This window comes from Serratia proteamaculans, from assembly GCF_004684015.1.
In the GTDB taxonomy this organism is placed as follows: Bacteria; Pseudomonadota; Gammaproteobacteria; order Enterobacterales; family Enterobacteriaceae; genus Serratia; species Serratia proteamaculans_F.
Genome location: NZ_SRIA01000004.1, coordinates 359,156 through 381,978 on the forward strand (window position 1 = coordinate 359,156; position 22,823 = coordinate 381,978).

General features: G+C 55.0%; 20 protein-coding genes and 1 other annotated feature. Of the genes, 14 read left to right on the plus strand and 6 right to left on the minus strand.

Going from position 1 to position 22,823, the window contains the following annotated elements; all coding sequences use genetic code 11:
* Positions 1–239 precede the first annotated feature (239 nt).
* Together sltY and trpR are read left to right on the plus strand one after the other, a co-directional pair.
* On the plus strand, positions 240–2,168 hold the full coding sequence (gene sltY, locus E5C26_RS03270) for a murein transglycosylase (RefSeq protein WP_135315042.1): 1,929 nt from the start codon (positions 240–242) through the stop codon (positions 2,166–2,168).
* 55 nt (positions 2,169–2,223) lie between these two features.
* On the plus strand, positions 2,224–2,553 hold the full coding sequence (gene trpR, locus E5C26_RS03275) for a trp operon repressor (protein WP_135315043.1): 330 nt from the start codon (positions 2,224–2,226) through the stop codon (positions 2,551–2,553).
* A gap of 18 nt (positions 2,554–2,571) precedes the next feature.
* Here the strand turns inward: trpR and yjjX are convergent, their stop codons facing one another.
* Complete coding sequence (gene yjjX / locus E5C26_RS03280) at positions 2,572–3,111, minus strand: inosine/xanthosine triphosphatase (protein WP_135315044.1); 540 nt, start codon at positions 3,109–3,111, stop codon at positions 2,572–2,574.
* 111 nt (positions 3,112–3,222) lie between these two features.
* On the opposite strand from yjjX, the gene gpmB reads away from it, so the two are divergent.
* Positions 3,223–3,870 carry a 2,3-diphosphoglycerate-dependent phosphoglycerate mutase GpmB gene (gpmB, locus tag E5C26_RS03285; RefSeq protein WP_135315045.1) on the plus strand — a complete coding sequence of 216 codons (648 nt, stop codon included), beginning with the start codon at positions 3,223–3,225 and terminating at the stop codon, positions 3,868–3,870.
* Here the strand turns inward: gpmB and robA are convergent.
* A complete protein-coding gene (robA, locus tag E5C26_RS03290; protein WP_135315046.1) occupies positions 3,867–4,736 on the minus strand; it encodes an MDR efflux pump AcrAB transcriptional activator RobA in 870 nt (289 codons plus the stop codon). The two genes, gpmB and robA, sit on opposite strands and share 4 nt — an antisense overlap.
* A 343-nt stretch (positions 4,737–5,079) precedes the next feature.
* On the opposite strand from robA, the gene creA reads away from it, so the two are divergent.
* Positions 5,080–5,559 (plus strand): protein CreA, encoded by a 480-nt coding sequence (creA, locus tag E5C26_RS03295; RefSeq protein WP_135315047.1) that lies wholly within the window; start codon positions 5,080–5,082, stop codon positions 5,557–5,559.
* Between the two features lie 48 nt (positions 5,560–5,607).
* Here the strand turns inward: creA and arcA are convergent, their stop codons facing one another.
* A complete protein-coding gene (gene arcA / locus E5C26_RS03300; RefSeq protein WP_004949989.1) occupies positions 5,608–6,324 on the minus strand; it encodes a two-component system response regulator ArcA in 717 nt (238 codons plus the stop codon).
* A 632-nt stretch (positions 6,325–6,956) separates the two neighbouring features.
* Between arcA and E5C26_RS03305 the strand changes: the two genes are divergently transcribed.
* From E5C26_RS03305 to thrC, 5 genes are all read left to right on the plus strand, one after another.
* The gene (locus E5C26_RS03305; protein WP_135315048.1) at positions 6,957–7,643 is read left to right on the plus strand and encodes a tRNA/rRNA methyltransferase; all 687 of its coding nucleotides are present in this window, start codon (positions 6,957–6,959) and stop codon (positions 7,641–7,643) included.
* 212 nt (positions 7,644–7,855) lie between these two features.
* A complete protein-coding gene (thrL, locus tag E5C26_RS03310; RefSeq protein WP_071998276.1) occupies positions 7,856–7,924 on the plus strand; it encodes a thr operon leader peptide in 69 nt (22 codons plus the stop codon).
* Positions 7,863–7,981 (plus strand) — a sequence feature (Thr leader region). It overlaps the preceding gene by 62 nt.
* A gap of 25 nt (positions 7,982–8,006) precedes the next feature.
* A complete protein-coding gene (gene thrA, locus E5C26_RS03315) occupies positions 8,007–10,466 on the plus strand; it encodes a bifunctional aspartate kinase/homoserine dehydrogenase I (RefSeq protein ID WP_135315049.1) in 2,460 nt (819 codons plus the stop codon).
* Position 10,467: 1 nt separating this feature from the next.
* Entirely contained in the window at positions 10,468–11,397 is a 930-nt protein-coding gene (gene thrB, locus E5C26_RS03320; RefSeq protein ID WP_135315050.1) for a homoserine kinase, read from the plus strand.
* A gap of 3 nt (positions 11,398–11,400) precedes the next feature.
* Positions 11,401–12,690: a threonine synthase gene (thrC, locus tag E5C26_RS03325; protein WP_135315051.1), complete on the plus strand. Its 1,290-nt coding sequence runs from the start codon at positions 11,401–11,403 to the stop codon at positions 12,688–12,690.
* Between the two features lie 61 nt (positions 12,691–12,751).
* On the opposite strand, the gene yaaA is transcribed toward thrC, so the two are convergent.
* Both yaaA and E5C26_RS03335 read right to left on the minus strand, forming a co-directional pair.
* Entirely contained in the window at positions 12,752–13,525 is a 774-nt protein-coding gene (yaaA, locus tag E5C26_RS03330; protein WP_135315052.1) for a peroxide stress protein YaaA, read from the minus strand.
* A gap of 105 nt (positions 13,526–13,630) precedes the next feature.
* Positions 13,631–15,055 carry an alanine/glycine:cation symporter family protein gene (locus tag E5C26_RS03335; protein ID WP_135315053.1) on the minus strand — a complete coding sequence of 475 codons (1,425 nt, stop codon included), beginning with the start codon at positions 15,053–15,055 and terminating at the stop codon, positions 13,631–13,633.
* Positions 15,056–15,436: 381 nt separating this feature from the next.
* On the opposite strand from E5C26_RS03335, the gene tal reads away from it, so the two are divergent.
* From tal to E5C26_RS03350, 3 genes are all read left to right on the plus strand, one after another.
* Positions 15,437–16,390: a transaldolase gene (tal, locus tag E5C26_RS03340; protein WP_135315054.1), complete on the plus strand. Its 954-nt coding sequence runs from the start codon at positions 15,437–15,439 to the stop codon at positions 16,388–16,390.
* Positions 16,391–16,540: 150 nt separating this feature from the next.
* The gene (gene mog, locus E5C26_RS03345) at positions 16,541–17,128 is read left to right on the plus strand and encodes a molybdopterin adenylyltransferase (protein ID WP_135315055.1); all 588 of its coding nucleotides are present in this window, start codon (positions 16,541–16,543) and stop codon (positions 17,126–17,128) included.
* Between the two features lie 124 nt (positions 17,129–17,252).
* Entirely contained in the window at positions 17,253–18,560 is a 1,308-nt protein-coding gene (locus E5C26_RS03350) for an MFS transporter (protein WP_135315056.1), read from the plus strand.
* Positions 18,561–18,611: 51 nt separating this feature from the next.
* Here E5C26_RS03350 and satP read toward each other — a convergent pair whose 3' ends face one another.
* Positions 18,612–19,211 carry an acetate uptake transporter gene (gene satP, locus E5C26_RS03355; RefSeq protein WP_135315057.1) on the minus strand — a complete coding sequence of 200 codons (600 nt, stop codon included), beginning with the start codon at positions 19,209–19,211 and terminating at the stop codon, positions 18,612–18,614.
* Positions 19,212–19,535: 324 nt separating this feature from the next.
* Between satP and dnaK the strand changes: the two genes are divergently transcribed.
* Positions 19,536–21,449: a molecular chaperone DnaK gene (gene dnaK, locus E5C26_RS03360; protein WP_012005144.1), complete on the plus strand. Its 1,914-nt coding sequence runs from the start codon at positions 19,536–19,538 to the stop codon at positions 21,447–21,449.
* Positions 21,450–21,555: 106 nt separating this feature from the next.
* Positions 21,556–22,683, plus strand: coding sequence for a molecular chaperone DnaJ (gene dnaJ / locus E5C26_RS03365; protein ID WP_135315058.1), 1,128 nt, complete (start codon positions 21,556–21,558; stop codon positions 22,681–22,683).
* Positions 22,684–22,823: the final 140 nt, after the last annotated feature.

Genomic DNA, 22,823 nt, shown 5'->3' on the forward strand with positions numbered 1-22,823 from the left:
ACGATAAACTTCTTCTACAGTAGTGAATGGATAAGCGATCCTGCTGTCTATGATAGACGGCTGAGCGGGTTGCTCAGTGCTCCCCTTTTTGCTCTGGTGTGCCGGGTAGACGTTATCCCACGACAGAGCGCGAAATACTCGGAGAGCCGGGTTCACCGTCCATTGGCTGCTGGCGTAGCGCGGCAACGGGGTGAAACGGCTCTGGCAACACCATCAGCATTAGCGAGGAAAGAGTCAGTATGGTCAAGGTAGACAAGTGGCGGTTTTTGGCTGTGAGCCTGTGCCTGACGGCATTTTCAAGCGCCGCATTGGCGGACTCGTTGGACGCTCAGCGTCAGCGTTACCTGCAGATTAAGCAGGCGTGGGACAGCAATCAGATGGACGTAGTGGCGCAATTGATGCCGACGCTGCGTGATTACCCGCTTTACCCTTATCTGGAATACCGTGAGCTGACACAAGATCTCAGCCAGGCCGGGTTCTCTGAGGTGAATGACTTTATCAAGCAGCATCCGACGCTGCCGCCGGCCAAATCGCTGGCTCCACGCTTTGTGAATGAGCTGGCGCGGCGTGAAGACTGGCGCACCCTGTTGAGCTTTAGCCCGCAGCCACCGAAGCCTATTGCTGCGCGCTGTAATTACTATTACGCCAAATGGGCCACCGGCGATCAGCAAGCGGCCTGGAGCGGCGTCGACGACATCTGGATGAGCGGTAAATCGTTGCCGGGGGCCTGTGACAAACTGTTCAGCGTCTGGCAGGGGGCCGGTAAACAAACGCCGTCGGCTATTCTTGAACGTATGAAGCTGGCGTTGAAAGAGGGCAACAGTGGCCTGGTGAACAGCCTCTACCGCCAATTGCCGTCAGATTATCAAACCATGGGTGATGCCCTGGTGCGTCTGCAAAACGATCCCACGACGGTCGAGTCCTTTGCCCGCAGTGTGGGGCCGACCGACTTTACCCGCGCAGCGACCGGTATCGCCTTCGAACGTCTGGCACGTCAGGATGCGGAAAACGCCCGGGCGATGATCCCGACCCTTGCCCGGCTGCAGAAAATGAGCGACAGCGAGCGGCTGGGGCTGGAGGAAGCGGTGGCATGGCGCCTGATGGGCAGCGATGCGACCTTTGAACAGACCCAGTGGCGCGACAAGGTGATCCTGCGTAGCCAGTCGCCGGCACTGTTGGAGCGGCGTGTGCGTATGGCGTTGGGCAACGGCGATCGCCAGGGCGTAGCAACCTGGTTGGCCCGTTTGCCCACGGAGTCACGTAATAAGGATGAATGGCGTTACTGGCGTGCGAGCATGTTGCTCGACGAAGGCAAACGCAGCGAAGGAGAAGAGATCCTGCGGCGGCTGATGACCGAGCGTGGCTTCTACCCGATGGTGGCGGCGCAGAAACTGAATACCCCTTACCCGGTGATGGTGGCGGTGGCGGCGAAACCCCGCGCTTCGTTAGTGGACGGGCCGGAAATTGCCCGGGTGCGCGAGCTGATGTATTGGAATATGGATAACCTGGCGCGCAGCGAGTGGACTTCCTTTGTGGCCAGTCGTAGCCGTCCGGAACAGGAAGCGTTGGCGCGTTACGCCTTCGAGCAGAAATGGGCCGATCTCAGCGTGCAGGCAACTATCGTCGGCAAAATGTGGGATCACCTTGAAGAACGTTTCCCGGTGGCCTGGCCGCAAGAGTTCCGTGCCGCGACCGAAGACAAAGGGATAACGCCAAGTTATGCCATGGCTATCGCCCGTCAGGAGAGTGCCTGGAACCCGAAAGCGCAATCGCCGGTGGGCGCCAGCGGCCTGATGCAGGTGATGCCGCGTACCGCGCAGCACACGGTGCAGATGTACAATATTCCTGGTTATACCAGCCCGAGCCAACTGCTTGATCCACGTGTCAACATTACTATCGGCACCAGTTATCTTGAGTACGTGTACCAGCAGTTCGGCCGTAACCGGATCCTGTCATCGGCGGCTTACAATGCCGGTCCATCTCGGGTGAATACCTGGTTGGGCAACAGTGAAGGGCGGGTTGATGCCGTGGCGTTTGTCGAAAGCATCCCGTTCTCGGAAACCCGTTCCTACGTGAAAAACGTGTTGGCTTACGACGCATTTTATCGCTATCTCATGCATCGGCCGGCTAAAGTGCTGACTGATGCCGAGTGGCAGAGGCGTTATTGATTTTGACGTCGCTATGGTATGCTGCTGTACTAGTTAAATAGTATGGTGGCTTGCCATGACGCAATTATCGCTTAACGACCCGGCTCTTTCAGAACAAGGTAATGAGGATTGGCTGCGCTTTGTTGCGTTGCTGCAGAATTCGTTTGCCCAGGATCTGCATCAACCGCTGATGCAACTGTTGTTGACGCCGGACGAACGTACGGCTTTAGGCACCAGGGTACGGATTATCCAGGAATTGATGCGCGGTGAGATGAGCCAACGTGAGCTGAAGAACGAACTGGGGGCGGGAATTGCCACCATCACTCGCGGTTCCAACAGCCTGAAGGCAGCGACCCCGGCGTTAAAGCTGTGGCTGGAACAGCAGTTGCTGGGCGAGGCACCGTAGCGCCACGCCCGGCAGGGCTTATTTTTGTGACGCGTTGTTGTGGTTCTGGTAAATCGGGTTGTGGAAAGGGACCAGTGCCAGCAGCAAAGCCTGATGGTAAACGCTGGTGCGGCTCAATCGCCCATCGGTAAAGATGCCGATAGCGCCACCCTGGCGTTTCACTTCTGCATTGCCGGTGATGGTTGCCATTTCACTGCCCAATTCGCGGCCGGCGCGAATTCCCTGTAAAATCGTCTCCGGCAGCATCAGGCTGGCTGAGCGCGACTCGCCCCGGGTCTGCGGGTTTTCCACCGTCATCCAGGCGAAAGTCATATTCTCTTCGATTCCTGCCTCCACGCCGACCCAAAAGTCGGCTTCCGGGCGTACCTGCCGTGCTTCCATAACACGCTGGCGTGCACCGGTGCGGGTTTCGAGATTACCTATGGGTTGCAGTGAAACGCCACTGGCGACGTCGACCGATTCAATGCGGCATTGGTCCAGGCCAAAAGTGTCCTCAAAGGCCAGTTGAATAGCCTTGATCTTTGCCGGGTTGGTAGTTGCAGCGACAACATGATACATAACGGGTTTGGCATCCTTAAGCTAAGAGCCTATTCAGTACGTCAGACGCTTGCGCGAGCGGCATCTGACGACGATAAACTCAGGTTTCACGCAGTATAACGGAAAAGCAAAATGTTACAGGTATACCTCGTTCGCCACGGCGAAACACAATGGAATGCGGCTCGTCGCATCCAGGGTCAGTCGGACAGCCCGTTAACCGCTAACGGTGAACATCAGGCTCGCCTGGTTGCCCAGCGCGTCAGCAAACAAGGCATCACGCACGTGATTACCAGCGATCTGGGGCGTACCCGCCGCACTGCACAAATCATCGCAGAGGCTTGCGGCTGCGAGGTGATAAACGATCCACGTTTGCGTGAGTTGCATATGGGGGTGCTGGAAGAACGCTTAATCGACAGCCTGACGCCGCAGGAAGAACAGTGGCGCAAGCAGATGGTCGATGGTACTGCCGATGGCCGCATCCCTCAAGGTGAATCCATGAGCGAGCTGGGCGACCGGATGCGTGAGGCGCTGGAAAGTTGCCTGATGTTGCCTGAGGGCAGCAAACCACTGATTGTCAGCCATGGCATCGCTTTAGGCTGTCTGATCAGTACCGTGCTCGGGCTACCGGCCTATGCCGAGCGCCGCCTGCGTTTACGCAACTGTTCACTGTCGCGAGTCGATCATCAACAGAGCCCCTGGTTGGCTTCTGGCTGGATCGTCGAAACGGCGGGCGATGTCACGCATCTGGACACGCCCGCGCTGGATGAACTGCAGCGTTAACGGCGGATCGGGATCAAATAGTCGCAGTTGATCTCGGTCGGCGGTTGGGGTGGCCGGCGGTCACCCTTGGGATAAAAGCGCTCAATGTCGTGCCCTTTACGGCGCGTGAGTTTGAGTGCCGGCAGGCAGGTGCCATAGACGGTCAGAATAAAGTCCTGCAGGCCAGAAGCCGGGCCTTCATAGCTGAACATCGCATACTCGCCACCTTGTAGAACCAACGGCTGTCCGGCCTGAATTTTCGCCGGCACGTGATGCGGTTCCAGCGCTGTGGTGTACAACACTTCCTGCTCGTCATCCTTTTCCTGACTCGGACGCGAATGGTGCAGCCCGTACAACACCGGCGGCAACGAGTCTGCTTCGCCCAGATACTGGCGCCAGAACTGTGACCGCAATTCGGTACGACAGTGGGAAATTTGCTCCAGCGTACAGGAATAGCTTTGCGTCAGGCCAATCAGCTGCTGTTCCGGCATCGTGACAAATTCAGGTTGCGGCAGAGTAAAGGCACCCAGGCGGATTGGCGGACAAATGCCGAATGAGTTCCAGTCTTCCGCACGGCGATACAGTGCCGGTGTTTGCGCAAACTGTTTTTTAAATGCGCGGGTAAATGTCTGCTGCGAGTCGAAGCGATATTGTAAGGCTATATCCAGAATAGGTCGGCTGGTTAAACGCAGCGCCACCGCAGCCTTGGATAATCTCCTTGCCCGGATATAAGCGCCGATGGCGTTACCGGTAATATCTTTAAACATCCGTTGTAAATGCCATTTAGAGTAACCTGCTTTGGCCGCCACATTGTCCAGTGACAAAGGTTGGTCCAAATGGCTTTCCAGCCAGCTAAGCAGATCACGAATGATACCGGCTTGATCCATAGATCTTCCTCGTAGAGCTTTAGGGTAGGGACCCGAACTGTTTATTCATTACGCTGGTGCTTGCGCTATCAGACCAATCCATGAGCCATTTTGCGTAGCACTCTTTGCCTCTTGCAGTGGGTCGTGCAAGGGTTGGACGGGGGTACACCTTAAACGGGCGCAAAGAAATAACGACGCCGCATAATAGCAATTTTTTTCCTCCGAGACTCTCAAAGATTTTTTTCACGCTCTGTGCTAAAAAGATCGGTGCGGACTAGAAAGATCGTTATTCTGTGACCTAAAACATAAACAATATTGATTGCCTGTACCCTTTTTTAGGATTTAGGCTGCTGGAGTTAAGTGAATGAAAAAAGGATGGTTATTTTTGTTTGGTTTGGTTTGCGCAACGGTAAATAACGCGCAGGCCGAACAGGTTGGGTCGGTGGATACAGTATTTAAACTCTTTGGTCCGGACCATAAAATTGTGGTTGAAGCGTTCGACGATCCTGATGTTAAAAATGTAACTTGTTATATCAGCCGGGCAAAAACCGGTGGCATCAAAGGTGGACTGGGATTAGCGGAAGATACCGCGGATGCCGCCATTTCTTGCCAACAGGTTGGGCCGATTGAACTGAACGATAAAATCAAGAATGGCAAGGCGGAAGGGACGGTGGTGTTCCAGAAGCGGACGTCGCTGGTGTTCAAGAAACTGCAGGTGGTACGTTTCTATGATGCAAAACGTAATGCCTTGATTTATCTGAGCTACTCAGACCGTGTGGTGGATGGTTCACCGAAGAATGCGCTGAGCGCCGTGCCGATCATCCCTTGGGGTGAGGCAAAATAAAATCTGGGGTTCTGCGGAACCCCAAATATTTTAACGCGGGAGGAGGTCTTACTCTTCCAGATCGCCGCAGAAACGGTAACCTTCACCGTGAATAGTCGCGATGATTTCCGGCGTGTCCGGCGTCGATTCGAAGTGCTTGCGGATGCGACGAATGGTCACGTCCACAGTGCGGTCATGCGGCTTCAGCTCACGGCCGGTCATCTTCTTCAGCAGTTCGCCACGGGATTGGATCTTGCCCGGGTTTTCGCAGAAGTGCAGCATGGCGCGGAACTCACTGCGTGGCAGTTTGTATTGCTCGCCCGCAGGGCTGATCAGTGAGCGGCTGTTGATGTCCAGCTCCCAACCGTTGAACTTATAGCTTTCAACCAGGCGACGTTCTTCGCCGACGCTGCCCAGGTTCATGGTGCGTGACAGCAGGTTGCGCGCGCGAATGGTCAGTTCACGTGGATTAAATGGCTTGGTGATGTAATCATCGGCGCCGATTTCCAGGCCGAGGATCTTATCAACTTCGTTATCACGGCCGGTCAGGAACATCAGCGCAACGCTGGCCTGTTCGCGCAGTTCGCGCGCCAGCAGCAGGCCATTTTTGCCTGGCAGATTGATGTCCATGATAACCAGATTGATATCATTTTCAGACAGGATGTTGTGCATTTCTGCACCATCATTGGCTTCATGAACAACGTAGCCTTCCGCCTCGAAAATGCTCTTCAGGGTGTTACGAGTGACTAACTCGTCTTCGACAATCAGAATGTGCGGGGTCTGCATATATGCTACCTAAAATTGCCAACAAAATAGAAAATAGGAAGTACAGAAGTCTTTGTTTTCATAGCGGAGGGCAGAGATTAGCGCTCACGTTCCCTTCTACCAAATGACTAAAGTACGTAAACTCGTTCTTGATGCACTTTCCATCCCATGTCAACAAGATCGCTAGCTTGGTTGGGGCGCTATTCCTTACATCCCCAAAGGTGCCAAAACGGTGCATATCCTAACCGTATTAACAGCAATATAACAGTGCGCACCGAATTCATCACCCAACAAAACTAAGGTTTGTTGACATATATCAAATTCAATTGTAGCACGTTAACAGTTTTGTGAAAAACACTTACAGAAATGCCAGCTTAAGTCACAGAAGCCTAAATTCTGTGTTCGATTCAGCATTGTGGCACCTATTGAGGTAGAATTATTGGCTTATTGATAAAGGGCTTCTTTAACGCTTTGATTAATAAGCACAGTAAAACATAAGTAGCAATAATATGTATTACGCGCAATTTATCGGGGCAATAACCCATTTAACCCTGTCTATCATGAACTTCGGGATTATTGTTGCGCAGATGTAAATATAATCAGACTATCCCAAACAGTCAAAAATACGCGATCCCTCATTCAGTGGAGTATTGATGCAGCTTCATATTGTTTTAGTGGCTCCGGCACGGCCGGAAAACGTCGGCGCAGCGGCGCGGGCAATGAAAACCATGGGCTTCACTTCGTTGCGCATTGTCGACAGCGAAGCGCACCTGCAGCCGGCGGCTCGCTGGGTGGCTCATGGGGCGGGGGATATCCTCGACGGCGTGCAGACTTTCGCCACTCTCGAGCAGGCGCTGTCGGACGTGGATTTCACCGTCGCCACCACCGCTCGCAGCCGCGCGCGTTTCCATTATTACTGTACGCCGCAGCAATTGTTGGGTCAGTTGAGTGAGCGCAGTCAGTGGGTGGGGCAGGCAGCATTGGTATTTGGCCGTGAAGATTCGGGCCTGACCAATGAAGAGCTGGAGTTGGCCGATTTGTTGACGGGTGTGCCGATGCAGGCAGATTACCCTTCGCTGAATCTCGGCCAGGCGGTGATGGTGTATTGCTATCAATTGTCGGAGCTGATGAACGTTAGCGCACCGCAGGAGCCGGTAGCTAATGAAGGCCAGCTTAAAGCACTGCGACAACGTGCTGATGGTTTGCTGGGGGCATTGGGTGTAGACGACGATCAAAAATTACGCGATTGGTTACACCAGCGACTTGGCGCCTTGCAGCAGCGCGATACGGCAATGTTGCATACTTTACTGCATGACATCGAAAAAAAACTGACAAAGTGATACCCGTAAACATGGTCGGTTAAGCAGTTTTATCCACTGCAAAATTGCCGCCTGTCTGTCTTTTTATTCTGTCATTTGGCTTTTCGACTGTCGCATTGCCCAGTTGTTGCGTTGGGCAATAAACAAGCAAAAACAAGAAATAATTTGACTTGAGATAGCGATTGCTTTAACCAATAGAGGGGACAGAGTATTTAATGAGACAGACAGACAAAATGCGAAATATCAGCCTGAACACAACAATTATTACCACCACCGATACCACAGGTAACGGGGCGGGCTGACGCGTACAGGAAACAAAAGAAAAAAGCCCGCACCTAACCAGTGCGGGCTTTTTTTTCGGCTTAAATTCGGGAGAGATAAGAAATGCGAGTGCTGAAATTTGGCGGAACCTCGGTAGCGAATGCAGAACGTTTTCTGCGCGTCGCCGACATCATGGAAAGTAACGCACGTCAGGGACAGGTGGCCACGGTCTTGTCCGCTCCGGCTAAAATCACCAACCACCTGGTGGCGATGATTGATAAAACGGTAGCGGGGCAGGACATTCTGCCAAATATGAGCGATGCAGAACGCATCTTTGCCGACCTGCTAAGCGGCCTGGCACAGGCGTTGCCCGGCTTTGAATACGATCGTCTCAAGACGCTGGTGGACCAGGAGTTTTCCCAGCTCAAACAGGTACTGCATGGTGTTGCGCTGCTGGGGCAATGCCCGGACAGCGTGAATGCGGCTATCATCTGCCGCGGTGAGAAGCTCTCCATCGCCATCATGGAAGGGGTGTTTCGTGCCAAAGGCTTCCCGGTTACGGTGATCAACCCGGTAGAGAAACTGCTGGCGCAGGGACACTATCTGGAATCCACGGTAGATATCGCCGAATCTACACTGCGCATCGCCGCCGCAGCGATCCCGGCGGATCACATCGTGCTGATGGCCGGATTCACTGCCGGTAACGACAAAGGGGAACTGGTGGTGCTGGGCCGTAACGGTTCCGATTACTCCGCCGCCGTGCTGGCTGCCTGCTTGCGCGCCGACTGTTGCGAGATTTGGACTGACGTCGACGGCGTTTATACCTGCGATCCTCGCACCGTGCCAGATGCCAGGTTGCTGAAATCGATGTCGTATCAGGAGGCTATGGAGCTTTCCTACTTCGGCGCCAGCGTACTTCACCCCCGCACTATCGCGCCTATCGCCCAGTTCCAAATCCCTTGCCTGATCAAAAATACCGCCAACCCGCAGGCGCCCGGCACGCTGATTGGCGCTGAAAACCTGGATGATGAAAATCCGGTCAAGGGCATCACCAATCTCAATAACATGGCGATGATCAACGTCTCCGGTCCGGGGATGAAGGGCATGGTCGGCATGGCTGCGCGCGTGTTTGCCGTGATGTCGCGTGCCGGGATTTCGGTGGTGCTGATCACCCAGTCTTCTTCCGAATACAGCATCAGCTTCTGCGTGCCGCAAAGTGAGCTGCAGCGTGCCCGTCGCGCACTGGAAGACGAGTTCTATCTTGAATTGAAAGACGGCCTGCTGGAGCCGCTGGACGTGATGGAGCAGTTGGCGATTATCTCGGTGGTCGGTGATGGCATGCGTACCCTGCGCGGTATTTCAGCCAGTTTCTTCTCTGCGCTGGCACGTGCCAATATCAACATTGTCGCGATTGCTCAGGGATCTTCAGAACGTTCCATCTCGGTGGTGGTGAGCAATGACTCGGCGACCACCGGGGTTCGCGTCTGCCACCAGATGTTGTTCAACACCGATCAGGTGATTGAGGTGTTTGTCATCGGTGTCGGCGGCGTGGGCGGCGCGTTGATCGAGCAGATCTACCGTCAGCAGCCGTGGCTGAAGCAAAAGCATATCGATCTGCGGGTGTGCGGCATCGCCAATTCCCGCGCCATGCTGACCAACATACACGGCATCGCGCTCGATAGCTGGCGCGATGAATTGGCCGGCGCGCAGGAGCCGTTCAACCTTGGCCGCCTGATCCGCCTGGTGAAGGAGTATCACCTGCTCAATCCGGTGATTGTCGATTGCACCTCCAGCCAGGCGGTGGCCGATCAATACGCCGATTTCCTGGCCGACGGTTTCCACGTGGTGACGCCGAACAAAAAGGCCAACACTTCGTCGATGAACTACTACCAACAACTGCGCACCGCCGCCGCCGGTTCACGTCGCAAGTTCCTGTACGACACCAACGTCGGTGCGGGGTTGCCGGTGATAGAAAACCTGCAAAACCTGTTGAACGCCGGTGACGAACTGACGCGCTTCTCCGGTATTTTGTCTGGTTCGCTGTCGTTTATTTTCGGTAAGCTCGATGAGGGCATGTCGCTGTCGGCCGCGACCCTGGAGGCCAAAGCCAAAGGGTATACCGAGCCGGATCCGCGTGACGACCTTTCCGGTATGGACGTGGCGCGCAAGCTGTTGATCCTGGCACGTGAGGCGGGTTACAAACTGGAACTGGCGGATATCGAGGTGGAGTCGGTGCTGCCCCCGTCCTTTGACGCTTCCGGTGACGTGGAAACCTTTATGGCGCGCCTGCCGGAGCTGGATAAGGAGTACACCCGCAACGTGGCCAATGCCACCGAACAGGGTAAGGTGTTGCGCTATGTCGGAGCTATCGAAAATGGCCGCTGCCAGGTGCGTATAGATGCGGTAGACGGCAACGATCCGTTGTATAAAGTGAAGAACGGCGAGAACGCCTTGGCCTTCTACAGCCGCTACTATCAGCCATTGCCGCTGGTGCTGCGCGGCTACGGTGCCGGTAACGATGTGACCGCCGCAGGGGTGTTTGCCGACCTGTTGCGCACACTGTCATGGAAGTTGGGAGTTTAATATGGTTAAGGTGTATGCGCCGGCCTCAATTGGTAACGTTAGCGTCGGTTTCGACGTTCTGGGTGCAGCGGTGTCGCCGATCGACGGGACCTTGCTGGGCGACTGCGTCAGTGTAGAGGCCGCCGAAGCGTTCAGTTTGCAAAATGCCGGTCGCTTCGTCAGCAAACTGCCGGACGATCCGAAAGAGAACATCGTTTACCAATGCTGGGAGCGCTTCTGCCAGGAGATCGGTCAGCAGATCCCGGTGGCGATGCGACTCGAGAAAAATATGCCGATCGGTTCTGGGCTGGGATCCAGCGCCTGCTCGGTGGTCGCCGGGTTGATGGCGATGAATGAGTTCTGCAACCGCCCACTGGATAAAATGACGTTGCTGGGCCTGATGGGCGAGCTGGAAGGCCGCATCTCCGGCAGCGTGCATTACGATAACGTGGCGCCTTGCTACCTCGGCGGCCTGCAGTTGATGTTGGAAGAAGAAGGCTTCATCAGCCAGGAAGTGCCATGCTTTAAAGACTGGCTGTGGGTGATGGCCTACCCGGGCATCAAGGTATCCACCGCCGAAGCGCGTGCGATCCTGCCCGCGCAATATCGTCGTCAGGACTGCATCAGCCACGGTCGCTATCTGGCGGGCTTTATCCATGCCTGCCATACCCAACAGCCGCGCCTGGCCGCCAAGCTGATGCAGGACGTGATTGCCGAGCCGTATCGCACCCGCCTGTTGCCGGGCTTTGCCGACGCACGCAAAGCCGCCCAGGATATCGGTGCTTTGGCTTGCGGTATTTCCGGTTCCGGCCCGACGCTGTTCGCCGTTTGTGATGACGGTGCAACGGCGCAACGCATGGCCGACTGGTTGACTAATCACTATCTGCAAAACGACGAAGGTTTTGTTCATATTTGCCGCCTGGATACCGCAGGCGCACGACTACTGGGATAACGCATGAAACTGTACAACCTTAAGGATCATAACGAGCAGGTCAGCTTCACACAGGCGATCAAACAGGGCCTGGGCAAACAGCAAGGGCTGTTTTTCCCGCTGGATTTGCCGGAGTTTGAACTGACCGAAATCGACCATCTGCTGGAACAGGATTTTGTCACGCGCAGCAGCCGTATCCTGTCGGCATTTATTGGCGATGAAGTTTCTGAAGAAGCATTGCATAAGCGCGTGGCGGCGGCCTTTGAGTTTCCGGCACCGGTAGCGCAAGTGGAAGATGACATCGCCTGCCTGGAGCTGTTCCACGGCCCAACGCTGGCGTTTAAAGACTTTGGCGGCCGTTTTATGGCGCAAATGCTGGCGGAAGTGGCAGGCGATCAGCCGGTCACTATCCTGACCGCGACCTCCGGGGATACCGGCGCGGCGGTGGCCCATGCATTCTACGGTCTGAAGAATGTCCGCGTGGTGATCCTCTACCCTCAGGGTAAAATCAGCCCGTTGCAGGAAAAACTGTTCTGCACCCTGGGTGGCAACATTCACACCGTGGCAATCGATGGCGATTTTGACGCCTGTCAGGCGCTGGTGAAGCAGGCATTTGACGATCAGGAATTGAAAGAAGCTCTGCACCTGAACTCGGCCAACTCGATTAACATCAGCCGTCTGCTGGCGCAGATTTGTTATTACTTCGAAGCGGTAGCGCAATTGCCACAGGAAGCACGCAACCAGTTGGTGATTTCAGTGCCAAGCGGCAATTTCGGCGATCTGACTGCCGGGCTGCTGGCCAAGTCTCTGGGCCTGCCGGTGAAGCGTTTTATCGCCGCGACCAATGCCAACGACACCGTGCCGCGCTTCCTGACTAACGGTCAGTGGCAGCCTCATGCCACGGTGGCAACGCTGTCCAATGCGATGGATGTCAGCCAGCCGAACAACTGGCCGCGGGTCGAAGAGCTGTTCCGTCGTAAGATCTGGCAGTTGAAAGAACTGGGTCATGCCACGGTCAGTGACGAAACCACCAAAGACACTATGCGTGAGCTGGCGAAGCTGGGTTACCTCTCCGAACCGCATGCAGCAATCGCTTATCGCGCATTGCGTGACCAGTTGCAGGAAGGGGAGTTTGGTTTGTTCCTCGGTACTGCACATCCGGCCAAATTCAAAGAGAGCGTCGAGGAAATTCTCGGTCAGGAATTGCCACTGCCGAAGGCGCTGGCGCTGCGTGCTGATTTGCCGCTGTTGTCGCACAATCTGCCCGCCGGCTTTGGCGAACTGCGTAAGTTCCTGATGGCGTTGCCAGCCTGATCCTCATGGCCACATAAAGCAAAAAGCCGTCATTGCGACGGCTTTTTTTATGGGCGGGTGATTACTGCTCGGGGCGTTTGAACACCAGTTCGTTGCCTTGGGAATTGGCCTCGTCAAACGCGTAGCCTTCCAGGTTGAAATCAAGCAGTTGCTCGCGCTGCGTCAGGCGATTCTTGATGATAAAGCGGCTCATCAGTCCGCGCGCTTTCTTGGCGTAGAAGCTGATCACTTTGTATTTGCCGTTTTTCTCGTCGAGGAACACCGGTTTAATCAGCTCGCCGTGCAGTTTGGCCGGTTTCACCGATTTGAAATACTCGTCGGAAGCCAGGTTAACCACCACATCGTCACCCTGTTGCTCCAGCGCTTCATTGAGTTTTTTGGTGATTTGCTCACCCCAAAAGCTGTACAAATCCTTGCCTTTGGCATTCTCCAGCTTGATACCCATCTCCAGACGATAAGGCATCATCAGATCGAGTGGGCGCAGCACGCCGTACAGTCCGGACAGCATGCGCAGATGTTGCTGAGCGAAATCAAAGTCATCTTCGCTAAAATCTTGTGCGTGCAGCCCGGTATAAACGTCGCCTTTAAACGCCAGCAGGGCCTGGCGGGCATTGTCCGGGGTGAATTTCGGTTGCCAGTCGCCAAAGCGAGCGGCGTTCAGGCCGGCCAGTTTATCGCTGATGCCCATCAGCTTGGAGATTTGTACCGGCGTCAGATCGCGGCAGATTTTGATCAACTGCTTCGATTTATCCAGCAGTTCCGGCTGGGTGAAGTGTTCGGTTGCCAGTGGGCTTTCGTAATCAAGAGTTTTTGCAGGTGAAATAATAACGAGCATGGCCAGATCCTGTTTTTCCAAGAACCGCTACTGTAGCAAAAAGCGCGGGAAAAAGGGTCAATGGGTCTGATAGGCAGGGCGCGTGTCTGACGCGCCCGCAAAGAATTAATTTTTATCCCACACGCCCGGTTCTAGCTGGGATTTCAGCTCAGGGAAGCGGTTGGCGTCGAAAGTGGGCAATTTTCCCAGCGTTCGCTGACGGTGGTAATCATTAGCCAGCTTCAGCGCCACGCGAGACAGCAGCAGGATCGCCGTCAGGTTGGTGATGGCCATCAAAGCCATTGAGGTATCGGCCATTTTCCACACCACAGGCAGTTCGGCCATGGCACCAAACATCACCATGCCCAGTGCCGCGCAACGGAAAACCAGCAGGCCGGCCGGGTGGTTATGCTCCAGGAACAACAGATTACTCTCGGCATAGGCATAGTTGGCGATAATCGAGGTGAAGGCGAAAAAGAAAATGGCGATGGCGACAAAGGGTGAGCCCCAACTGCCGACGGCAGCGGACAACGCACGCTGGGTCATGTCGATACCGCTGATGTTGTCTACCGGCTGATCCAACACGCCCGAAGACAGAATAATGGCGGCGGTTGCGCTGCAAATCACGATAGTGTCGACAAACACCCCGAGCATTTGTACGTAGCCCTGAGAGGCTGGATGCGGCGGATAAGGTGAGGCGGAGGCCGCGGCATTGGGCGCAGAACCCATACCGGCCTCGTTAGAGAACAGGCCGCGCTGCACGCCTTGAGTCATCGCCTGTGAAATGCCGTAGCCGACGGCACCGGCCGCCGCTTCCTGCAGGCCGAAGGCGCTTTTAACCACTAGCGAGAGGATCGCCGGCATATGCTCAATGTTATGGCCAATCACCCACAGGGCCAGCAGTAAATAAGCAGCAGCCATCACTGGCACCACCAGTTCGGCAACGCGAGCCACGGAACGAATGCCGCCGAAGATCACGATGCCGCTCAGGATCACCAGGCCGAGACCGACATACAGCGGTTTCGCGTGGAAGGCGACGGCGGAAGCCTGAGCGATGGAGTTGGCCTGTACGGCGTTGAACACCAGGCCGAAGGCGATGATCAGGAAGATTGAGAACAGCACTCCCATCCAGCGCATGCCCAGCCCTTTCTCCATATAATAGGCCGGGCCGCCGCGGTAGTTACCCTGGTCATCTTTGGTTTTGTAGAGCTGTGCCAGACTGCTTTCGACAAAGGAGGTGGCCATGCCGATAAAGGCCACCACCCACATCCAGAAGATGGCACCGGGGCCACCGGCGGTGAGGGCAATGGCCACGCCGGTCAGGTTACCGGTACCGACGCGAGCGGCGAGGGTGGTGCACAAGGCTTGGAAGGAGGAGATACCCGCGCTGTCGCTCTTGTTGCTGTTTTTCAGTAGCGAGAACATGTGGCCGAAATGGCGAACCTGGATAAAACGCGTGCGCAGGGTGAAATAAATACCGGTACCGAGCAGCAAATAAATCAGTACCGAACCCCACAAAATATTATTTATAAAGTTTATCAGGTCCGTCACGGATCCCTCCTTGTTGAAATTTGAAGCGCACCGCGTCATATCCACCGCGGGTGAAAATATATTGACTGAATTTTTACAAGAGCTTAGCTGAAACCAGCCCGGTTCCGAGCAATTGAGATTTTTCTCAGATTTCGAAACCTATTGCATTAATTTTCGCGAATTTAACATAATTTATTCAAGCGATAGCACGTTATTGCCTTTTCATCGGCTCGGGAATGACGAAAGATAGCAGCGTAAACGGTTGCTCGCTCAAGGATAAAACCAGCACCGCCGGGGCGTGATTTTCCAGCCTTGCACCGGGCCTTGCGCATGTTATTATCAGGGCAGGGCATGGTTGAACGATGCCAAAAGTTCATGCACACACGATGAGATAATGCCAACATGACCGATAAATTAACTTCCCTGCGCCAACTGACTACCGTGGTTGCAGATACGGGCGATATCGCGGCTATGAAGCTGTATCAACCGCAAGATGCTACGACCAACCCTTCGCTGATCCTCAATGCAGCCCAAATTCCTGAATACCGCAAACTGATTGACGAAGCCATTGCCTGGGCACGCGAGCAGAGCAGCGATCGCGAACAGCAGATCGCCGATGCCGCCGACAAGCTGGCCGTGAATATTGGTTTGGAAATCCTGAAACTGGTTCCGGGCCGCATTTCCACCGAAGTGGACGCGCGTCTGTCCTACGACACCGTCGCCAGCGTTGCCAAGGCCAAGCGCCTGATCAAACTGTACAACGATGCCGGCATCAGCAACGATCGCATCCTGATCAAACTGGCCTCTACCTGGCAGGGTATCCGCGCTGCGGAGCAACTGGAAAAAGAAGGCATCAACTGTAACCTGACACTGCTGTTCTCCTTCGCTCAGGCGCGTGCCTGTGCCGAAGCCGGTGTGTTCCTGATTTCTCCGTTTGTTGGCCGTATCCTCGACTGGTACAAAGCCAATGGCGACAAGAAAGAGTTCGCGCCAAACGAAGACCCAGGTGTGGTTTCCGTTACCGAGATCTACCAGTATTACAAACAGCACGGTTACAAAACCGTGGTGATGGGCGCCAGCTTCCGTAACGTCGGCGAAATCATCGAGCTGGCCGGTTGTGACCGCCTGACCATCGCCCCTGCACTGCTCAAAGAGCTGGCAGAGAGCGAAGGCACGCTGGAGCGTAAACTGGCTTACACCGGCGAAGTGCAAGCACGTCCTGCCGCTTTGACCGAGCCTGAGTTCTACTGGCAGCACAACCAGGATCCAATGGCAGTTGAGAAACTGACCGACGGTATCCGCAAGTTTGCCGTAGACCAGGGCAAGCTGGAAAAAATGATCGCCGACCTGCTGTAATTCCGGCAATCAGCGCAGAAAAAGGTGGCTTAGGCCGCCTTTTTTTATGCTTGCAGATCCCGCAGGCAGGCAGACACTTTATACTCTCAAGATTGAAAATAGGGCGGGAAGCGAACCCGTCCGAACCCCATCAGGCTGTAGAGGTTACGCATGGACATATTACGTATTGGTTTGGTTTCTGTTTCTGACCGCGCTTCCGGCGGCGTTTACCAGGATAAAGGCATCCCGGCGCTGGAGGAATGGCTGACGGGTGCGCTGACCACTCCTTTTAAGCTGGAAACCCGCCTGATCCCCGATGAGCAGACGTTGATCGAACAAACTCTGTGTGAGCTGGTGGATGAAATGGGCTGCCATCTGGTGCTGACCACGGGGGGAACCGGGCCCGCGCGCCGTGATGTGACCCCGGACGCCACGCTGGCGATTGCCGATCGCGTGATGCCTGGGTTCGGCGAGCAAATGCGTCAGATCAGCCTACACTATGTGCCAACGGCCATTCTTTCACGTCAGGTGGGGGCTATTCGCAAGCAGGCGCTGATCATCAATCTGCCGGGGCAACCCAAGTCGATCAAGGAAACGCTGGAAGGGGTTAAGGACGAGCAGGGCAAGGTGGTGGTGCATGGTATCTTCGCCAGTGTGCCGTACTGCATTCAGTTGCTTGAGGGGCCCTATGTGGAAACTGAGCCGACTGTGGTAGCAGCATTTCGCCCGAAGAATGCACGTCGCGAGATAACTCTCTAAATTTCAGCCTTTTGTGAGATATGCGTCAGCTGATCTGGTGTGAAAATAATTTGCCGTTATAGTAAGGATTCGTTTACAGAAAGCCGATGGCTTTTATTTTCACAGTCTCCTCCGACGGTACCCTATGGCTCACGATAATAATCGCCGGTTAAACCGGCAAGACTACAAAACTCTGACGTTAGCTGCCCTGGGCGGTGCACTGGAGTTCTACGATTTCATCATCTTTGTCTTTTTTGCAGCGGTAATGGGCGAGCTGTTCTTCCCGGCGGATATGCCGGAATGGCTGCGTCAGGTGCAAACCTTCGGTATTTTTGCCGCCGGTTATCTGGCCCGCCCGCTGGGTGGCATCGTGATGGCGCACTTCGGCGATCTGGTCGGCCGCAAAAAAATGTTCAGTCTGAGTATTTTACTGATGGCGTTGCCGACGCTGGCGATGGGCCTGTTACCGACCTATGCCAGCATCGGCATTGCCGCACCGCTGTTGTTGCTGCTGATGCGCGTGCTGCAAGGGGCGGCGATCGGCGGTGAAGTGCCGGGGGCTTGGGTGTTTGTTGCTGAACACGTGCCGCGCCGGCGCATCGGTTTTGCCTGCGGCACGCTGACTGCCGGCCTGACCGTCGGCATCCTGCTGGGCTCGCTGGTGGCAACGGTTGTCAATACGACGCTCAGTCAACAGACCATTATTGACGGTGGCTGGCGCATCCCGTTCCTGCTTGGCGGCATTTTCGGCCTGGTGGCGATGTATCTGCGCCGCTGGCTGCAGGAAACGCCCATCTTCCTCGAAATGCAGGCGCGTAAGGCCCTGGCAGAAGAGCTGCCGTTGAAATCGGTGGTGCTCAATCATCGCAAGGAAGTGGTGGTGTCGATGTTGCTGACCTGGCTACTGTCCGCCGGTATCGTGGTGGTGATCCTGATGACCCCGACCTATCTGCAAAAACAGTTTGGTATCGCCCCGGCGTTATCGTTGCAGGCTAACAGCATCGCCACCATTATGCTGATTGCCGGTTGCATCATCGCCGGGTTGTCGGCGGATCGCTTTGGTGCCAGCAAAACCTTTATCGTCGGTAGCCTGCTGTTGGCTGGTTGCAGTTGGTTATTTTATCGGACGGTGGGTGAACATCCGGAAATGCTGTTTGCCTGCTATGCGCTGGTGGGCTTTAGCGTGGGTATCGTGGGGGCGGTGCCGTACGTGATGGTGCGGGCTTTCCCGGCGGAAGTGCGATTTAGCGGGATTTCGTTCTCATATAATGTTGCATACGCCATTTTTGGTGGTTTAACCCCAATATTTGTGACGTTGATCATGAAGTTAACTCCGTTAGCACCCGCTTACTACGTATTGGCGCTATCGGGCATCGGGTTACTGTTGGGGATTTACCTGCATCGCGATCTAAACAGCGAAACCAGGGCACAGCGCGCCGGTTCTTACAGCTAAAAAAAAGCCCTGCAATCAACCGCAGGGCTTCTTGTTTCAGGCCTATGGTGCTTATGCCACTGCCCGAATCGGCTCGACATTGTCGACGTCCGGTTGGCCAATCGGCAGCACCGTGCGGCCATACTGCTCGTTGAGCACTTCCGCCATGGCCAGGTAAATGGCGCTGGCACCGCAGATAATGCCTTCGTAGCCGGCAAAGTTCAGCAGCGCATGGTTGCCGGTAATGTTACCGATCGCCAACAGGGCGAACAGCAGCGTCAGGCTGCCGAACACAAACTGCAGCACGCGGTTGGCGCGCAGAGTGCCGAAGAACATGAACAGCGTGAAGACGCCCCACAGTGCCAGGTAAATGCCCAGCACGCCGGCGTCAGTCGGTTCAGCCAGACCCAGGCGTGGCAGCAGCAGCAGCCCGACCAGGCTCAGCCAGAAGCTGCCGTAAGAGATAAAGGCTGTCATGCCGAAGGTGTTACCCTTCTTGTATTCCAGCAGGCCGGCCATAATTTGGGCCAGTCCACCGAAGAAAATCCCCATGCTGATAATGGTGGAGTTCAATGGGAAAAAGCCCGCGTTGTGCAGGTTCAGCAAGACGGTGGTCATCCCGAAGCCCATCAGGCCGAGAGGGCCGGGATTCGCCAACTTGTTGGTGTGCATAAGTCCTCTGCAATAACAGAAAATTAACGAAAATAGCGAAGTAAATTCATAAATGGTCTGAATGGCCGAAAAGTCGATAACTTCCATCAGAGCGCGCGGCATCATAATGATCCCCGGAACAGGAAACAATGATCTGAGTGACGATAAAAAAGAAATTTTTTTTGTCCTGCCCCTTGATGCTCGCTTGTATGACCCCATCTTATTTGCAACCGCAGTTGCTGACCGCGGCTAAGACTGAAATGTTGGGCAGTTGAAAAACAAAAAATTGCCCACATATAGGTTAGCAACCTGACCGAATATGAATTTATTAGTGGAGACGTTTAGATGGGCAAAATTATTGGTATCGACCTGGGTACTACCAACTCTTGTGTAGCAATTATGGATGGTGGTAAAGCGCGCGTGCTGGAGAACAGCGAAGGCGACCGTACAACACCTTCGATCATCGCATATACCCAGGATGGTGAAATTCTGGTTGGCCAGCCTGCTAAGCGTCAGGCTGTTACTAACCCACAAAACACCCTGTTTGCGATTAAGCGCCTGATTGGCCGTCGCTTCCAGGATGAAGAAGCACAGCGTGATAAAGACATCATGCCGTACAAAATTGTGGCTGCTGATAACGGCGACGCATGGGTTGAAGTGAAAGGCCAGCGTGTAGCACCTCCGCAGATCTCTGCTGAAGTGTTGAAGAAAATGAAGAAAACGGCTGAAGATTACCTGGGCGAACCGGTAACTGAAGCGGTTATCACCGTACCTGCATACTTCAACGATGCACAGCGTCAGGCGACCAAAGACGCCGGCCGTATCGCAGGTCTGGAAGTAAAACGTATCATCAACGAACCGACCGCTGCGGCCCTGGCTTACGGCCTGGACAAAGAAGTCGGCAACCGTACCATCGCGGTTTATGACCTGGGTGGCGGTACTTTCGATATCTCTATCATCGAAATCGACGAAGTTGACGGCGAAAAAACCTTCGAAGTTCTGGCAACCAACGGTGATACCCACCTGGGTGGTGAAGACTTCGACAGCCGCCTGATCAACTACCTGGTGGAAGAGTTCAAGAAAGAACAAGGTTTCGATCTGCGCAACGATCCGTTGGCGATGCAGCGTCTGAAAGAAGCCGCTGAGAAAGCGAAGATTGAACTGTCTTCCGCTCAGCAGACCGACGTTAACCTGCCGTACATCACTGCAGATGCGAGCGGTCCAAAGCACATGAACATCAAAGTGACCCGTGCAAAACTCGAGTCGCTGGTTGAAGATCTGGTTGCGCGTTCTATCGAGCCGCTGAAAGTGGCACTGAAAGACGCAGGCCTGTCGGTTTCCGATATTCAGGACGTGATCCTGGTCGGTGGCCAGACCCGTATGCCAATGGTTCAGAAGAAAGTTGCTGACTTCTTCGGTAAAGAACCACGTAAAGACGTTAACCCGGACGAAGCCGTTGCGGTGGGTGCTGCGGTACAGGGCGGCGTGTTGGCCGGTGATGTGAAGGACGTTCTGCTGCTGGACGTTACCCCGCTGTCGCTGGGTATCGAAACCATGGGCAGCGTGATGACTCCGCTGATCACCAAAAACACCACTATCCCGACCAAGCACAGCCAGGTGTTCTCTACCGCTGAAGACAACCAGTCTGCGGTAACCATCCATGTGCTGCAGGGTGAGCGTAAACGCGCTAACGATAACAAGTCACTGGGCCAGTTCAACCTGGACGGTATCCAGGCTGCTGCACGCGGTATGGCGCAGATCGAAGTGACCTTCGACATCGACGCCGACGGTATTCTGCACGTGTCTGCCAAAGACAAGAATACTGGCCGTGAGCAGAAAATCACCATCAAGGCTTCTTCCGGTCTGAACGAAGAAGAAATCCAGAAAATGGTGCGTGATGCCGAAGTGAACGCCGAAGCGGACCGTAAGTTCGAAGAGCTGGTGCAGACCCGTAACCAGGCCGACCACCTGATCCACGGCACCCGTAAGCAGTTGGAAGAAGCGGGCGATAAACTGCCGGCGGAAGACAAAACGGCTATCGAAGCGGCGCTGAAAGATCTGGAAGTGGCGGTTAAAGGCGAAGATAAAGCCGAGATCGAAGCGAAGACCCAGGCTCTGGTGCAGGTTTCCGGCAAGCTGCTGGAAATGGCTCAGGCGCAGCAGGCTCAGCAAGGTGCTGATGCCGGTGCTGACAACGCGGCGCAGAAAGACGACGACGTGGTTGACGCTGAGTTCGAAGAAGTTAAAGACAAAAAATAATCGCCCTTAAGCGGGCACGGAACGGCCGAGAGGCCGTTACCGCAAACCAGCACGGGCGTCGAGGCAACTCTACGCCCGTGCACGCATGTTAAGGGTTACAGAAATAATGGCGAAGAAAGACTATTACGAGATTCTCGGCGTCTCCAAGACGGCGGAAGAGCGTGAGATCAAAAAGGCGTATAAACGTCTGGCGATGAAATTCCATCCTGACCGCAACCAGGAACAAGACGCCGAAGCCAGGTTTAAAGAGATCAAGGAAGCCTACGAAATCCTGACCGACGATCAAAAACGTGCGGCCTACGATCAATACGGCCATGCGGCCTTTGAACAAGGCGGTATGGGCGGCGGCGGCGGGTTTGGCGGCGGTGCCGAGTTCAGCGATATCTTTGGCGACGTGTTTGGCGACATCTTCGGTGGTGGCCGCCGTCAGCGCGCCAGCCGCGGTTCCGATCTGCGCTACAACATGGAGCTGTCCCTCGAGGAAGCGGTTCGTGGCGTGACCAAAGAGATCCGCATCCCGACGCTGGAAGAGTGTGGCGTTTGCCACGGCAGCGGCGCGAAGCCGGGCAGCTCGCCGGTGACCTGTCCAACCTGTCACGGGCAGGGCCAGGTGCAGATGCGCCAGGGCTTCTTTACGGTGCAGCAGGCCTGTCCGCACTGTCATGGTCGTGGTCAGATCATCAAAGATCCATGCAATAGCTGCCACGGCCACGGCCGGGTAGAGAAAGCCAAAACGCTGTCGGTGAAAATCCCGGCCGGCGTTGATACCGGTGACCGCATCCGCCTGGCGGGTGAGGGTGAAGCGGGTGAGCACGGCGCGCCGGCAGGCGATCTGTACGTTCAGGTTCAGGTGAAAGCGCACCCTATCTTCGAGCGTGAAGGTAATAACCTGTACTGTGAAGTGCCGATTAACTTCGCGATGGCGGCGTTGGGCGGCGAGATTGAAGTCCCGACGCTGGATGGCCGTGTGAAGCTGAAAGTGCCGGCAGAGACTCAGACCGGAAAACTGTTCCGCATGCGTGGCAAGGGTGTTAAATCGGTTCGTGGTGGCAGCCAGGGCGACTTATTGTGCCGTGTGGTGGTAGAAACCCCGGTTAACCTGAACGACAAGCAGAAGCAATTGCTGAAGGAACTGGAGGAGAGCCTGGGTGGCCCTTCCGGTGACAAAAACAGCCCGCGTTCGAAGAGCTTCTTCGACGGGGTGAAAAAGTTTTTTGACGACCTGACACGCTAAACTCCTGTTTCTGTTAGCGTACTGTATAACCCCGGCGTCAAAACCGGGGTTTTTTATTGCTGAACGTCCGCTAATACCCCTGGTTAAAGTGTGATATATATCGCTTATAAATCGGTTTTTACGATGTTTTAGGTATTTAT

Excerpts from the sequence above, each read along its gene's own strand:
- sltY (WP_135315042.1), top strand. The coding sequence starts at position 240 with ATGGTCAAGGTAGACAAGTGGCGGTTTTTGGCTGTGAGCCTGTGCCTG.
- trpR (WP_135315043.1), top strand. The coding sequence starts at position 2,224 with ATGACGCAATTATCGCTTAACGACCCGGCTCTTTCAGAACAAGGTAAT.
- yjjX (WP_135315044.1), bottom strand. The coding sequence starts at position 3,111 with ATGTATCATGTTGTCGCTGCAACTACCAACCCGGCAAAGATCAAGGCT.
- gpmB (WP_135315045.1), top strand. The coding sequence starts at position 3,223 with ATGTTACAGGTATACCTCGTTCGCCACGGCGAAACACAATGGAATGCG.
- robA (WP_135315046.1), bottom strand. The coding sequence starts at position 4,736 with ATGGATCAAGCCGGTATCATTCGTGATCTGCTTAGCTGGCTGGAAAGC.
- creA (WP_135315047.1), top strand. The coding sequence starts at position 5,080 with ATGAAAAAAGGATGGTTATTTTTGTTTGGTTTGGTTTGCGCAACGGTA.
- arcA (WP_004949989.1), bottom strand. The coding sequence starts at position 6,324 with ATGCAGACCCCGCACATTCTGATTGTCGAAGACGAGTTAGTCACTCGT.
- E5C26_RS03305 (WP_135315048.1), top strand. The coding sequence starts at position 6,957 with ATGCAGCTTCATATTGTTTTAGTGGCTCCGGCACGGCCGGAAAACGTC.
- thrA (WP_135315049.1), top strand. The coding sequence starts at position 8,007 with ATGCGAGTGCTGAAATTTGGCGGAACCTCGGTAGCGAATGCAGAACGT.
- thrB (WP_135315050.1), top strand. The coding sequence starts at position 10,468 with ATGGTTAAGGTGTATGCGCCGGCCTCAATTGGTAACGTTAGCGTCGGT.
- thrC (WP_135315051.1), top strand. The coding sequence starts at position 11,401 with ATGAAACTGTACAACCTTAAGGATCATAACGAGCAGGTCAGCTTCACA.
- yaaA (WP_135315052.1), bottom strand. The coding sequence starts at position 13,525 with ATGCTCGTTATTATTTCACCTGCAAAAACTCTTGATTACGAAAGCCCA.
- tal (WP_135315054.1), top strand. The coding sequence starts at position 15,437 with ATGACCGATAAATTAACTTCCCTGCGCCAACTGACTACCGTGGTTGCA.
- mog (WP_135315055.1), top strand. The coding sequence starts at position 16,541 with ATGGACATATTACGTATTGGTTTGGTTTCTGTTTCTGACCGCGCTTCC.
- E5C26_RS03350 (WP_135315056.1), top strand. The coding sequence starts at position 17,253 with ATGGCTCACGATAATAATCGCCGGTTAAACCGGCAAGACTACAAAACT.
- satP (WP_135315057.1), bottom strand. The coding sequence starts at position 19,211 with ATGCACACCAACAAGTTGGCGAATCCCGGCCCTCTCGGCCTGATGGGC.
- dnaK (WP_012005144.1), top strand. The coding sequence starts at position 19,536 with ATGGGCAAAATTATTGGTATCGACCTGGGTACTACCAACTCTTGTGTA.
- dnaJ (WP_135315058.1), top strand. The coding sequence starts at position 21,556 with ATGGCGAAGAAAGACTATTACGAGATTCTCGGCGTCTCCAAGACGGCG.